The 12,568-nt window shown below is 68.8% G+C and carries 11 protein-coding genes; 8 read left to right on the top strand and 3 right to left on the bottom strand.

Annotation, left to right across the window (positions count from 1 at the left end):
- Positions 1-8: 8 nt before the first annotated feature.
- The gene (locus ASG60_RS06475; RefSeq protein ID WP_244476590.1) at positions 9-1,196 is read left to right on the top strand and encodes a hypothetical protein; all 1,188 of its coding nucleotides are present in this window, start codon (positions 9-11) and stop codon (positions 1,194-1,196) included.
- A 115-nt stretch (positions 1,197-1,311) separates the two neighbouring features.
- Here ASG60_RS06475 and ASG60_RS06470 read toward each other — a convergent pair whose 3' ends face one another.
- From ASG60_RS06470 to ASG60_RS06460, 3 genes are read right to left on the bottom strand one after another with little or no spacing between them, the layout of a single operon-like run.
- Positions 1,312-2,730 (bottom strand): O-antigen ligase, encoded by a 1,419-nt coding sequence (locus tag ASG60_RS06470; protein ID WP_244476589.1) that lies wholly within the window; start codon positions 2,728-2,730, stop codon positions 1,312-1,314.
- On the bottom strand, positions 2,727-3,683 hold the full coding sequence (locus ASG60_RS06465) for a glycosyltransferase (RefSeq protein WP_056384572.1): 957 nt from the start codon (positions 3,681-3,683) through the stop codon (positions 2,727-2,729). Before ASG60_RS06465 ends, ASG60_RS06470 begins: the two co-directional genes overlap by 4 nt.
- Entirely contained in the window at positions 3,680-4,771 is a 1,092-nt protein-coding gene (locus tag ASG60_RS06460) for an endo-1,4-beta-xylanase (RefSeq protein WP_056384571.1), read from the bottom strand. The genes ASG60_RS06465 and ASG60_RS06460 overlap by 4 nt, the downstream gene beginning before the upstream one ends.
- 204 nt (positions 4,772-4,975) lie before the next feature.
- On the opposite strand from ASG60_RS06460, the gene ASG60_RS06455 reads away from it, so the two are divergent.
- The 7 genes from ASG60_RS06455 to ASG60_RS06430 all read left to right on the top strand — a co-directional run bounded on the left by ASG60_RS06455 (position 4,976) and on the right by ASG60_RS06430 (position 12,170).
- Complete coding sequence (locus ASG60_RS06455) at positions 4,976-6,337, top strand: oligosaccharide flippase family protein (protein WP_056384570.1); 1,362 nt, start codon at positions 4,976-4,978, stop codon at positions 6,335-6,337.
- A gap of 77 nt (positions 6,338-6,414) precedes the next feature.
- Positions 6,415-7,371, top strand: coding sequence for a DUF6492 family protein (locus ASG60_RS06450; RefSeq protein ID WP_056384569.1), 957 nt, complete (start codon positions 6,415-6,417; stop codon positions 7,369-7,371).
- Positions 7,372-7,572: 201 nt separating this feature from the next.
- Positions 7,573-7,722: a hypothetical protein gene (locus tag ASG60_RS23020; RefSeq protein WP_162238659.1), complete on the top strand. Its 150-nt coding sequence runs from the start codon at positions 7,573-7,575 to the stop codon at positions 7,720-7,722.
- Positions 7,709-8,551: a polysaccharide deacetylase family protein gene (locus ASG60_RS06445; protein ID WP_162244778.1), complete on the top strand. Its 843-nt coding sequence runs from the start codon at positions 7,709-7,711 to the stop codon at positions 8,549-8,551. Before ASG60_RS23020 ends, ASG60_RS06445 begins: the two co-directional genes overlap by 14 nt.
- Before the next feature lie 187 nt (positions 8,552-8,738).
- Positions 8,739-10,307: a GumC family protein gene (locus ASG60_RS06440; RefSeq protein ID WP_056384565.1), complete on the top strand. Its 1,569-nt coding sequence runs from the start codon at positions 8,739-8,741 to the stop codon at positions 10,305-10,307.
- An 83-nt stretch (positions 10,308-10,390) separates the two neighbouring features.
- Complete coding sequence (locus ASG60_RS06435) at positions 10,391-11,218, top strand: WecB/TagA/CpsF family glycosyltransferase (protein ID WP_082515361.1); 828 nt, start codon at positions 10,391-10,393, stop codon at positions 11,216-11,218.
- 94 nt (positions 11,219-11,312) lie between these two features.
- Entirely contained in the window at positions 11,313-12,170 is an 858-nt protein-coding gene (locus ASG60_RS06430; protein ID WP_347379654.1) for a DUF4336 domain-containing protein, read from the top strand.
- The last annotated feature ends 398 nt before the right edge of the window (positions 12,171-12,568 follow it).

The raw sequence follows: 12,568 nt of genomic DNA, 5'->3' as shown, positions 1-12,568 counted from the left end.
AGCGATCCGTGACCCTGCCTCCGTCGCCCGCCGGTGCCTTCGCGGCATCTTCCGAGCCTGTGCCCCATCGGTCGGCCACACCGGTCGCGAGCCTGCACCTGCTCGGAGCGGGACACCCGCCCTGCGGCATCGGTGATTTCAGCCAGCTTCTCCTCGACACGCTGCGGGCGGCCGAGCCCGGCGTGCACAACGCTCTGACCATCGAGCCCCGCCAGTTCCGACTCGCCGAAACCTGGGCCGCCATCGGCCGCGCGGATGCGGTGGTGGCGAATTTCCCCGTCGTCGCCTGGAAGCGGGCCTTGTTCGGGCCCCTTGCGGTCTACGCCCTGGCCAAGCTGCGCCGGCGCGCCTGCCTCACGATCCTGCACGAATGGGCCGGACTGCACCGGCTGCGCCGCCTGGTGCTCCGGCCGCTGCTGCTCCTGTCCGACACGATCTTCCTCGTCTCGCCGCAGGTGCGCGAGGAGCTCGCCGCCGATCCCCTCGTTGGGTTCCTGGCGCGCCGCGCCGCCCTGATGCCGGTGCCGCCGAACCTGAGCCGCCCGGCCGGCATCGCCGACAGCCCCCTGCGCCAGCGCCTCCTCGCCGCCCGGCGGGCGGGCCGCGTCGTCCTCGGCCATTTCGGGTCGATCTACCCGGGCAAGCAGCCGGAGGCGGTGCTCGACATCGCGGCGGCCCTCGCGGCGCGGGGCGAAGACCCCCTCCTCGTGTTCATCGGATCCTTCATCAAGGCCTCGGACGGCATCGAGGGCGTCTTCGATGCCAAGGTCGCCGCACTCGGGCTGGAGGATGCGGTCGTCGTCTCGGGCTACGTCGCCTCGGCGGAGGAACTGTTCGGCCTGTTCGAGACCGTCGACGCCTTCGCGTACGTCCTGCCCGAGGGGCTGACGGCGCGGCGCGCCAGCGTGCTCGCCTGCGTCCAGGCCGGCCGGCCCGTGGTCGTCACGGCACCGATGCGCGCCGACGAGTTCGATCATCATTCCCGCTACCGTGAACTCCTCGCGGCGGGCGCGATCCTCCCGGTCCCGCGCGGGGCGCCGGCGGAGGCCTACGCGGAGGCGGTGCTCCGCGTGCGCGCCCGTCCGACCCGATTGCCGGAGATCGACCGCGCCGCCTGGTTCCGGGACGCGGCGGACGGCCTGCGGGCGCGAATGCCGGACCGTGGCCGCCGGCGGCGCGGCGCGTCGGAGACCTGATGCTCAGGGCCCTACGACGAGACCGGCCGCGAGGACGCCTGGCTTAGCATCGTGTTGGAATCTTGGGATCGCGGGATCCTGATATCCAAGGACCCGGCTGGCGCCGGCTCCGCGTTCACCGGCGCGTTCGGAAGCGGGCCAGATAGTGAAGCCCGAACACCGCGAACAGGAACATGAGCCAGATCGGGTCGCCCCGATCGAAGAAGAAGCTCTCCATGGTCGAGAGCAGTAGCCCGAACAACCAGATCTGCAGGAACATCGTGGCGAACGGCCCGGCATTTCCGGTTTCCGTCTGCAGCCGGTGATAGTTGCGCAGCGGGCCGATCACGAAGACCAGCACTAGAAGCACGAGGCCGATGGCGCCGAGGGTCAGGGTGGTGTCGAGGTAGCCGTTGTGGCTGTGGCTGGCGTACCCGGCCCAAGTCGCGCCGTCGTCCGAGAGGTCGCGCAGGGTCTGGGTGCCCCAGAATGCCGCGAAGCCGTGGCCGGCGATGGGGCGCGCAGCGATACTCTCGATAACGAACCGCCAGATGTCCGTCCGGCCCGTGAAGGTCGCGTCGATGGGCAATGCGCCAACGATCGACGCGATGGCATCGCTCATCACCGTCCCGACGGTGAACAGGTTCATCAGCACGATCGGTCCGACCGTGATCAGCAGGCGCCCGCGAAAGCTCCGAATCGCCGCGAAGGCCCCGGTCAGCACGAACACCAAGAGGCTGAGCGCGAAGGCGCTCTTGCCCTCCGAGCCCACCAGGAACACGCAGGCAAGGCCGAGGATCGCGAGACCGGAGACGCGCCCTCCGGTCCGCATCACCGCGAGGCCGACGAACAGCAACATCGCCATCACAGCGGCCGCGGCGTTCTTGTGGCCGAAGGCGCCGCGCCAGTTGCCGACCAGGGCGGGTTCCATGAGGTCGCGCGGCTGGTGGATCGCGAGATCGGGGGCGACCACCAATCCGACGTAGCAGACCGTGAGGAGACCGAGGGTCGCGACGGCCAGGAGCGTGCGGAACTCCGCCCGGGTCTGCGCCAGGAGCGGAAGGCTCGCGGTCAGCAGCATCACCGCCGCGGTCAGCGCCAGTCGTTTCATCGAGGTGGTGGGATCCTGGGACAGGATCACGCTCAGGGCCAGCCAACCGACGAGGGCGACGTGCGTCGGCAGGACCAGCGAGGCCAGTGCCCGGCCGTGGTCGCGTACCACGAGCAGGAAGCCCGCGAGGGCCAGGAGGCCGTAGGTGGCGTAGGTGACGGTCTCCTGCCCGGTCACGAGGTCCGCCGCGTCGAGGCGCGACAGGTCCGCGAACGGCTTCAGCGTGATCCAGGCGAGCAGGAGCGTCGCCAGGAACACCGTTTGGCGGAGCAGGCGCGGCACGGAGAGATTCGCGATGCGCTCGTGCAGGTGCTTGGCCATGTCGGACGCCGACACCGCCGCCTCGCCGGGCACGGCCGCATCGGCCCGGGCGTGGTGAGCGTCGCTCCCGCGGCGCCCCTCGGACGCGTCACGCTGGCCGAATGCGGGCCGCGTAACGTTCATTTGGGCGTGGCCGCGCGATAGGGCTGAGGCTCGATGCCGATGCTGGCGAGGCATCGCCCCACCGCAACGGCAATGGGATGAAGTGCGAAGGTCAGCTGGCGGGTCTTGGCGAGGATGCGAAGGCTACGCCCCACCGAAAGGCTCAGGATCACCGCGGATTTCATCGCGATGACGACCCCTCCGATCCCGCCCAGCCTGTGCTTGCGGTCGATCCTGTAGTTGATCGCACCGATTCGGAGGCCCCGCGCCGCGAGCCATCGCAAGGTCGTACGGGCGACGGGGACGGTCTCGCTGATCACGGCCCCCTGCTCCCATTGGAATTGGATACCGGCTCGCCGGGCCCGCATGAAGAAGTCGGTGTCGCCGCCGCCGAGGAAATTGTAGGCGACGTCGAAGGCCGGCAGCCCGAGCCGCGCGAAGGTCGAGCGGGCGATCAGGCAGTTGCCGCTGCCGTAGATCACCGGCACCGGGCCGCTAGTGTCGAAGGCCGGACAAAACGCCGGATGGCGCGCCAGGGCGGGCGGGCCGCCCTGCGCGATCTGCGGCATGACAGGACCGCCGACGACGCCCGCGCCGGTGCGCTCGGCGGTCGCCACCATGGCTTCGAGCCAGGTCGGCTCGGCCCATTCGTCGTCGTCGATCATCAGAAAGAACCGGGCCGCCGGGTAGGCCCCGAGGGCGGTGCCGAAGGCCGCGTTGATCGCGTGGCAATTGCCTTGCGCGTGTTCGACCAGAGCGAGCCCGCGCAGGCGGCCGGACGCGAAGTACGCCTCCGCCACGTCAGCCCCCTGCCGCGCCCCGGCGTCGTTCTCGACGACGACGACGGCGAAGGGGCGACGGGTGGTCTGCGCGACCAGGGAATCGAGGGTCCGTGCGAGCCAGTCCGGGCGACGGAAGGTCGGAACGCACACGACGATGTCGATGGCGGTATCCACGGCGCGGTTCGGGCTCACGCGGCACTCCGGGTGAAGTCTTCGAGGACGGCCATCAAGGGCTTCGGCCGCATGGTCGCGTCGAGGGGGAGCGGCCGGTTCGGCAATCCGTCGGACCGGGTGAAGTAGGTCGGCACCCAGGTGTAGCGGTCGCTGATGCCCCAGGTGAGGATCGCGCTCGGCGGCACGACTTCGTGCACCGCGGCGAGGAACGTCCGGGCCGTCTCGGCCACGCGCCGGTCGCGGGTTTCCACGTCGCCGGGAAGGCTGGCGTCGATCACGTCGAGCTCCGTCACGAGAACATCGAGGTTCATGGCACGGATCTCACGAAGAAAAGCTTGCAGTCCGTCCCGGTCGATCCGGCGATCGGCGAAGAGGTGCGCCTGGAGACCGATGGCGTGGAGCGGCACGCCGGACTCGACCAGGCGGCGCGCGATTCGCAGCAGGGCGGCGCGCCGGCCCTCGAAGCGCGCCCCGACGTATTCAAGATCGTACTCGTTGAGGACGAGGCGGGCGGCCGGATCGGCCGCGGCGGCGGCGCGGAACGCGATGGGGATGTAATCCGCCCCCAAAGTGTTGCTCCAGACGAAGGGGCGCAGGTCGCCGGCCGCGGCGGGGTCGTCCGGAACCGCCTCGTTCACCACGTCCCAGGAGGTGATCAGTCCGGCGTAGCGCGAGACCACCCGCTCGATGTGCTGCGTCAGCACCCGCTCGGCTTCGGCCCGGGAGGTGATCGCGTCGGTCCACGCCGGCATGGCGCCGTACCAGGCGAGGGTGTGCCCGCGCAGTCCGATACCGAGGCGGCTCGCGAACGCCGCGATGCGGTCGGCATCGGCGAAGTCGAAGGTCTCGCGGTTCGGTCGGATCACCGGCCATTTCAAGCTGCCTTCCGGCACGATCAGGCGGCACCGCTCGGCGAGGGCCTGGGCATAGGCCGGGTCGTTCGCCAGCGCATCGCCCCGTACGGCGGCCCCGTAGGTGGCGCGCACCGATTCGATGCGGGCTGGCCCCCCCGGGGCCGCGCGGGCCGACGAATCGCGGGCGAGCAGGCCCGATCCGGCCAATGCGCCAGCGATCATCGTCCGCCGTGTGGGACGGAACTGTGTCATCGTGAAACCTCGGTGGCTTCCAAGCCGACGGAGCTGCAAGTTCGGGTCCGAGACGTCGTGCCGGGGAATTCAGGCGGGGGAAATCAGGCGGGGGAAATCAGGCGGGGAATGTCGAGCCGGGGCGGCCACCCCTCCCCGCGGTACCCGGCACGCGCTCGATCGGAGCAGAGATATCCTGGCACGGCGCCTGCGGACACCCGGCCCATGACCGCCACCCTGTCTCACAATCCGACACTGGCCGGGCCCGCCGTACCGCCTGGCCGTCCCATCCCGGGACAAAATCCCATTCCGGGGCAGGGTCCCGGATCTGGACGTCGCGTACTGTCCCGGTTCGCGACGCACCGTGGTGCCGTTCTCGGCTACTTCCAGCTGCTGGCGGGCTCCGGCGGCCGCCTCGTCCTGCAGGTGCTGTACTTCTTCCTGCTCGCCAACACCCTCAGTCTCGCCGACATGGGGGTGTTCGCCACCGTCTCGGCGGCGGGCGTTCTGATCGGATGCCTCGCCGGCTTCGGTTTCCAATCCGCGGTGATGCGCGCGGCGGCCCGCCGGCGTTCGTCCCTCGGCGGCTATCTCGCCGCCTATTACGCCTGCTCCGCCCTCGCCCTGCCGATCATGCTGGCGCTGGCGGGCCTGCTCTACCTCGTGCTCTTCCGCGAGGTGATCGCGCTGCCGGGCTATCTCGCGATCATCGTGGTCGAGATCGCCCTGTGGCGCGAGATCGAGCTCCTCGTCCAGGTCAACAGCGGTCTGGGCCGATTCGGGGCCGCCTCGACCCTGGTGTCCCTGCCGGTCGGCTTTCGCGCCGCCGCGGCGGTGGCGTTCTGGGCCATGGGCGGCGGCGATGCCGAGAGGTGGAGCCTGTACTATCTCGTCGGCAACCTCGTCGCCGTCGTCGTGCTGGTGGTGGTTTTCCATCCGCGCGTCCGGATGCGCCTGCGGCCCAAGCTGGTGCGGGGCAAGCTCCGCGACGGGTTGTACTATACCCTGTCGCACTTCCTGTTCCTCTCCCAGGGCGAGATCGACAAGATCATCATCCTGTCCCTGGCGGGCGAGCGCATGGCCGGCATTTACGCCATCACCATCCGGCTCATCGATCTCACCGCGGTGCCGCTACGTCCGATGTACATGATGTACTCGCGCAAGCTCATTCAGGCCGGTCGGGTCACCAAGGCCCTGCTGCGGGAGAGCATGCGGATCGAGGTGGTGATCGCCGGCATTTCCACCGGCGGCCTCCTCGCCCTCATCGCCCTATTGTCGATCTGGCCGAACATTCTCGGGACCAACGTCTCGGCCGCCTACGGAATGCTCACGGTCGTCCTCGTGGTACCGGCGGTGCGCAACCTTCTTGAGTTCCACAGCGAACTGCTGTTCGGCTTCGGCAATCTCGGCCTGCGCGCGGCCATCACCGGCACCCTCGTGCTGATCAAGGCCCTCTCTGTTGCGGCCCTCATCACCCTGTTCCCGGCCCCCGAATCCTGGACCCTGGGGCTGAATGCGGCCTCCGCGCTGATTTACGGGCTCTCGTTCCTCGCCGTGTACGGCTTGTTGACTCGGAACGCCGCATGATGATCGCGAGCAGGAGGCCCCCGGTCTCCGAGACGGGGCCAGCCCGAGGTTGCAGGGCGGGTTCGACGGAGGCACATATGCGCGACCAAGGCGAAGTCGCCATTCCCGGACGGCCCGAATCGGTCGGCTTGATCACCATCAGCCACCGCGGGGATCTCGATCGCTGCACCGTGCTCTTCGACAGCATCGACCGTCATATGCCGCGACGCGGCCGGCACTACGTCATCGTCGATGACGAGGACCTGCAGCTCTTCGCGCCCTGTGCCCGCGCCGATCGGCAGATCCTGCCCAAATCGCAGTTCATGCCCTCCTGGCTGCGGCCGATCTTCGGCCTGCGCTGGCGCGGGCGCCGCTACTGGTGGTCCCTCCACGGTCGGCCGGTCAGTGGCTGGCACGTCCAACAATTCGTGAAGATCGAGGCCGCACGCTCGCTCCCTGAGGCACGCTTCTGCATCATCGATTCCGATGTCTGCTTCTTCAAGGATTTCGACCTCGGCCGGATCGCGCATCCGAACCCGACGCCGTTCCATGTCCATGTCGGCGGGGTCACGCAGGATCGGCCGCGGCACAAGCTGTGGGTCGCCACCGCCGCCCGCCTCCTGGCGACGCCGGTGCCCGCCTTGCCCGCCAACGACTACATCGATCAGATCATCGTCTGGGATCAGGCCACCGTTCGGGACATGACCGCCCGGATCGAGACGGTGTCGGGCCGCGATTGGGTGGCGGCCATGTGCCGGGACCGGGATTTCTCGGAGTACATGATCTACGGCGCCTTCGTCGCGGCGTCGGCCATCGCCGGATCGCGCCACGCGGTCACGCACGAGAGTTTCACGCGGACCCACTGGGAAGCCGATGAACTGAGCCTTCCCGACATCCTCGCAATGCTGCGGACTTCGACCCCGCGCGAGCGGGCGTTCTGTATACAGTCGTTCGGCTCGACACCGATTGCGACGATTCGAGCGGCACTAAGTACGTTCTATGCCGAGGCGACGGAAGAACAGAACGATATTAAGCATAACAGCGTCGAAGTGTGAGTAAAATATCCCTGAATCAGTCAGAGAGAAAAGAGAGTTGTAAAACTATCCCACGAGTCGTGCATAATCCCGTTGGGCACCTTTAGGGTACGACTACCCTGTTGGAAAGAATGACGGTGGGGCATCTGTCCGGAACGGGACGCGGCGGCCCTGGAGTCGTCCCATTCCAGGGCAGGCTTTGTACGACGGACGGAGGGGACGGTGAATCAAATCATGGCGGCGGCAGGCGAAGCACGACTTGCCGCCTGTGACCTCTCCTTCGATACCGAAATCCTGAATCCGACGAATGCGCGATACGGCGATGACGATTTCGTCCTGCGCAGGCAGGGCGGTCCGCATGCGGCGGTCTAGCGCCATGCTTTCGGTTCTGCCCGATGGGACCGTCGAACCCGTCGCCAGCGTGCGCACGCGTCTGCAGCAGCGCCTCGCACGGCATCTGCGGACGGCCCCGGCCCTGGTCGCCCCAGATACGCCGCTGGTGAGCTTCACCTTCGACGACGCCCCGACCTGCGCCTGCACCACCGGGGCGGCGATGCTCGACGACCATGGCGCCAAGGGCACCTACTACATCTCGGGCGGGCTGATCGGCCAGCGCGACCGGTACTGGACCGTGGCGGACGACGCCGAGATCGCGGCTTTGCACACGAACGGCCATGAGATCGGCAGCCACACCTACGGTCACGCCTTCGTGCCGGGCCTGGACCGCGCCGCGCTTGTCGCCGAATCCCGCCGCAACCGCGATCGGCTGCGGGCCACCGTGCCGGGCCTGCCCCTGGAGAGCTTCGCGTTCCCCTACGGATTCGGATCGGTGACGGCCAAGCGTACCCTGGCGGGCCTCTACCGCTCGAGCCGGGGCATCGTGCCGGGCCTCAACGTCGGTCGCACGGACCTGCAGTTCCTGCGCGCGAACCCGCTCATGGAGGTCTGGACCGATCCGGCGCGGATCGCCGGGTTGATGGATGCGGCTCTGGCCCGCCGTGCCTGGCTGATCTTCTACGGACACGACGTCGTCGACCGTCCCAGTCCCTACGGATGCACGCCGGGCCTCCTCTCGGCAGCCCTGCGCCTCGCCGGGGATCGCGGCATCCCCTGCGTCACCGTCGCGGAGGGCTTGCGCCGCGCCCTCCCCGCCCCTTCGCCCGCCGACCGATCCCTGCTCCCCACGCACCCGACCCGTTAACCGGCCCGAGGTACGATGGTCGGGCCTGCCGCCTTCCTTCCATCCGATGGTGCGTCGGTTGCGACCTCTTCGGTGAGCCATCTCCCGAGAACGGCTTCCGTCCCGGAATGGGTCGGATCGGTCCGGGAATGACACCGGCAATCCGGTGCGGGACATGTTCCGCGGCCGGTCTCGACGGAGCCCTTCGATGCTGGTCTACGACGAAGATCATCCGAGCGACCGCCGGCCTGCGCTGCGAAGCCAAGCCGGCAACGCAGGTGGCCGTCCGTTGTCCGTCCGTCACGTCTACGCCCTGCTGCGCCGGAGGGCGTTGGCGATCGCCGGCTGCGCTCTGGTCTGCGCCCTGCTCGCCTTCGCGGTCGGCAAGGCGGCGACGCCCCGCTTCACCGCGGTGGCGCAGATCTACATCGACCCGCGCGAACTGCGCCTCATGGACAAGGAATTGACGACGGTCGGGCAGGATTCCGCCGGGTTCCTCACCATCGTCGAGAGCCAGGCACAGGTGATCACGTCGAGCAGCGTGCTCGGCCGTGTCGTCGAGAAGCTCGATCTCGAGAACGATCCCGAATTCGGTGGGACCAGCAAGGCACCCGGCTTGTTCGGATCTCTGATCGAGGGCCTCGGGCTGTCTTCCCCGCTCCCTCCGGAAGCGGAGACCGGGGCCACGCCCGCCCTCGCTGCCCTGACGAAGCGCATCGCCGTGCGTCGCACCGGCAAGACCTTCATCGTCGACGTCGAGGCCACGTCGCGCGAGGCCGCCAAGGCGGCCCTGATCGCGAACGCCGTGGTCGAGTCCTACCTGGCCGTAGGCGCCGCGAACCGGGCCGAGGCGGCCAACCGCGCCACCGCCGGCCTCTCGGCCCGGCTCGTGGAGCTGCGCGAGGACGTCAACCGGGCCGAGAGCCGGGTCCAGGCCTACAAGGCCGAGAACGGCCTGATCGGCACCCGCGACGTGCTGGTGACCGACCAGCAGCTGACGCAGCTCAACGCCCAGCTCGCCGGGGCCCGCGTGCGCGCCGCCGACGCCCAGGCCCGCGTCGACGGGGTCCAGCGCATGAAGGAAGCCCGCATCGACGCTGGCGCGACGGAAGCCGCCCTCGCCTCCCCGGCCATCGCCGCCCTGCGTGCCCAGTATGCGGAACTCTCGCGCAAGCAGGCTGAACTCGCCAACGACCTCGGGCCCCGTCACCCCCAGGTCACCTCCATCGCCTCGCAGATCCGGCTGTCGCGCCAGCTCATCGAGCAGGAGATCACCCGATACGGACAGGCCGCCCGCACCGATCTCGCCCGCGCCCTCGCGACGGTGACCGCCTTGGAGAGGAGCTTCGATGCGGCCAAGGGCAACACCGTGGGCCTCGCCCAGGCATCGATCCGGCTGCGCGAACTCGACCGCGAGGTCGAAGCCAGCCGCGCGGTCTACGAGGCATTCCTGCTGCGCGCGCGGGAAATCGGCCAGCAGGCCCGACTCGATGTCGGCAATGCCCGCGTGATCACGCAGGCCGTCAAGCCGATCTACCGAAGCTATCCGCCGCCGGCCATCACCCTCGCGCTGTTCGGGCTCGTCGCGGGGCTTCTCGTCGGCGTCGCCCTCACCCTCGGGGGAGAGTGGCTGAAGGGCGAGATGCGCCCGCCCGCCGAGGTCGAACCGGGTACGCTCGACGCGATCACGGCCGCGCGGCAGCGTCCGCCGACGGCGCGGGCGATCACCGACACCGGTACGAAGCGGCTGTCCGCCGCGGTCGGAGGTCACCCGTGAGAACCGATCCCGTGGCACAGTATGCAACCGGCCCGGCCCCCGGTTTGTCCGACGACCCACCAGCGGATCTGGCGACGGATCCCATGAAAGTGGTACAGACGACCCCCCTGGGCGGCATGCCGATCGCCGTCCTCAGCATGGCGGAAACGGCCGAGCTGATGCTCACCGCCGCCGAGGGACGCCCGCGCCCGAACCTTCCGCTTTTTCTGACCTCGGCCAACGGCGAGGTCCTGTCGCGCTTCGCCCGGGATCGCGACTTCGCCCGCATCATGGCGCAGGCCGATCTCGTCAATGCCGACGGCCAGCCCATGGTGGTGGCGTCCCGCTTCATCGGGACGCATGCCCTCCCGGAGCGGGTGGCGACGACGGATCTCTTCCACAGTGTCGCCGAGGGCGCGATCCGCCGGAACCTGACCTTCTACCTGTTCGGATCGAGCGAGGCTGAGAACCAACGCGCCGTCGAGAACGTCCGGCGTCGCCATCCCGGCATCCGCATCGTCGGACATTCGCACGGGTATCTCCATGGCGAAGCGCTCCGCGACAAGGTCCGCGAGATCGACGCCCTCAGGCCGGACATCCTCTGGCTCGCCCTCGGGGTGCCGCGCGAGCAGCTTTTCGTCTACGAGTTCAGCCCGCTGCTCATCCATGTCGGGATGATCAAGACCTCCGGGGGGCTGTTCAACTTCCTGTCGGGGAGCCGCACGCGCGCGCCACACTGGATGCAGCGCTGGAGCCTGGAATGGCTCTGGCGAATCAAGGAGGAGCCGTCGCGGCTTTTCTGGCGCTACGTCACCACGAACCCGCACGCGATCTTCCTGATGATCGCGCACAGCCGGCCGTTCCTGCGGGCGCGCACGGGCCTGTATCGCGCCGTGATCGCCCGCATACCGAGCCTCGGGCGCGTTCCCTGACCGGGTTTCGTTGCCGGGTTTCGCCGCTTGGCGGAGCCATCGGCGCGAGCCCACGTTTCTTCGGGACCGGGAACGTCGACGGGAGTCTTGACGCGTGGCGCACGAAATCAGCTATCCGCCGCTGAACACGCCCAAACAGGTCGCCGAAGGCGTCTGGATCGTCGACGCGCCGCCCGTCCATCCGGGGGGCATGCCGCTGCCGATCCGCATGACGGTGCTGCGCCTCGCAGGCGGTGAGCTGCTGCTGCATTCGCCGGTTCCCCACGATCCGCTCCTCCAGCGCGCCTTGGAACGGCTCGGGCGCATCGGACATCTTGTCGCCCCGAGCGTCGGCCACTGGATGTTCCTTCAATACTGGCAGGCGGCGTGCCCCAACGCCATCACCTGGGCAGTGCCCGGCCTCCGGGACCGGGGCCAGGTTCGCCGCTCCGGCGTCCGGATCGATGCCGATCTGTCGAACATCCCACCCCGCGTCTGGGCGGGCGAAATCGACCAGGTCCTAGTCGCCGGGCCGGTGTTCCGGGAGATCTGCTTGTTCCACCGTCCGAGCCGGACGCTGCTTCTGACCGACCTCGTGATCAACCTGGAGGCCGATCTACTCCCGATCCCGGTGCGCCCTCTCGCCCATGCCCTGGGGATCGTGGCGCCGGATGGCCGGGCGCCGCTCTACCTCAGGCTGCTTCTCGGCGCGAACCGCCGCGCGGTGGCGCGGGCCGCCCAGCGGCTCGTTGCCTTCGAACCGGACCGGGTGATCTTCGCGCACGGGCAGTGGTTCCGCCACGACGCGGCAGGGGATTTGCGGCGTTCACTGCGATGGGCCCTCGGCCCGGCGCGGACCTCCGGCTCCCCCTCCGTGCACAGCCCCGCGCCGCGGATCTCCACGGTCCTGGCGAGCGTCGCCGTCGTTGGGATGATCGCCGCGCTGGTCTATGCGGACCGCAGGCGTCGCTGAGATGGGCGACCGCCCCGACGACGCCCTTTCGTCAACCCGACGCACCGCGCATGTTTCCGACGCGCGATGCGTGGAATGTCGTCGCGCCGCCCCTACAACGAACACGGATCGACTTCGTGTCTCGACGCTCGTACGACCCTGAGGTCTCCGTCTAAACAAGGATCGTCGGACGTCATCGTCCCGCGACCTGCGTGAGCCTGGCTTCCCAGAGTGGCTGTCACGATGTCTACGAAATGGTGCGGACGGCGGGAGACCCCCCGCACCATTAGATGACATTGAAATCGTTGATCTTTTTCGGCGTGACCTGACCGGTATTTTGGACCGAGCCAATTGGAAGGCTACTGCATGGTGGCGGCCATGGGTAGCCGGAAGGCCAGATCCGGGAGGGTGACAGGCGC

Origin of the sequence: Methylobacterium sp. Leaf469 (genome assembly GCF_001424745.1) — a bacterium.
Classification (GTDB): Bacteria; Pseudomonadota; Alphaproteobacteria; order Rhizobiales; family Beijerinckiaceae; genus Methylobacterium.
This window is presented reverse-complemented; position numbering and strand designations above follow the sequence as displayed.

Bases quoted from the DNA above. Each gene is read 5' to 3' on its own strand.
- ASG60_RS06470 (WP_244476589.1), bottom strand. From the start codon at position 2,730: ATGAACGTTACGCGGCCCGCATTCGGCCAGCGTGACGCGTCCGAGGGG.
- ASG60_RS06460 (WP_056384571.1), bottom strand. From the start codon at position 4,771: ATGACACAGTTCCGTCCCACACGGCGGACGATGATCGCTGGCGCATTG.
- ASG60_RS06455 (WP_056384570.1), top strand. From the start codon at position 4,976: ATGACCGCCACCCTGTCTCACAATCCGACACTGGCCGGGCCCGCCGTA.
- ASG60_RS06450 (WP_056384569.1), top strand. From the start codon at position 6,415: ATGCGCGACCAAGGCGAAGTCGCCATTCCCGGACGGCCCGAATCGGTC.
- ASG60_RS06445 (WP_162244778.1), top strand. From the start codon at position 7,709: ATGCGGCGGTCTAGCGCCATGCTTTCGGTTCTGCCCGATGGGACCGTC.
- ASG60_RS06440 (WP_056384565.1), top strand. From the start codon at position 8,739: ATGCTGGTCTACGACGAAGATCATCCGAGCGACCGCCGGCCTGCGCTG.
- ASG60_RS06435 (WP_082515361.1), top strand. From the start codon at position 10,391: ATGAAAGTGGTACAGACGACCCCCCTGGGCGGCATGCCGATCGCCGTC.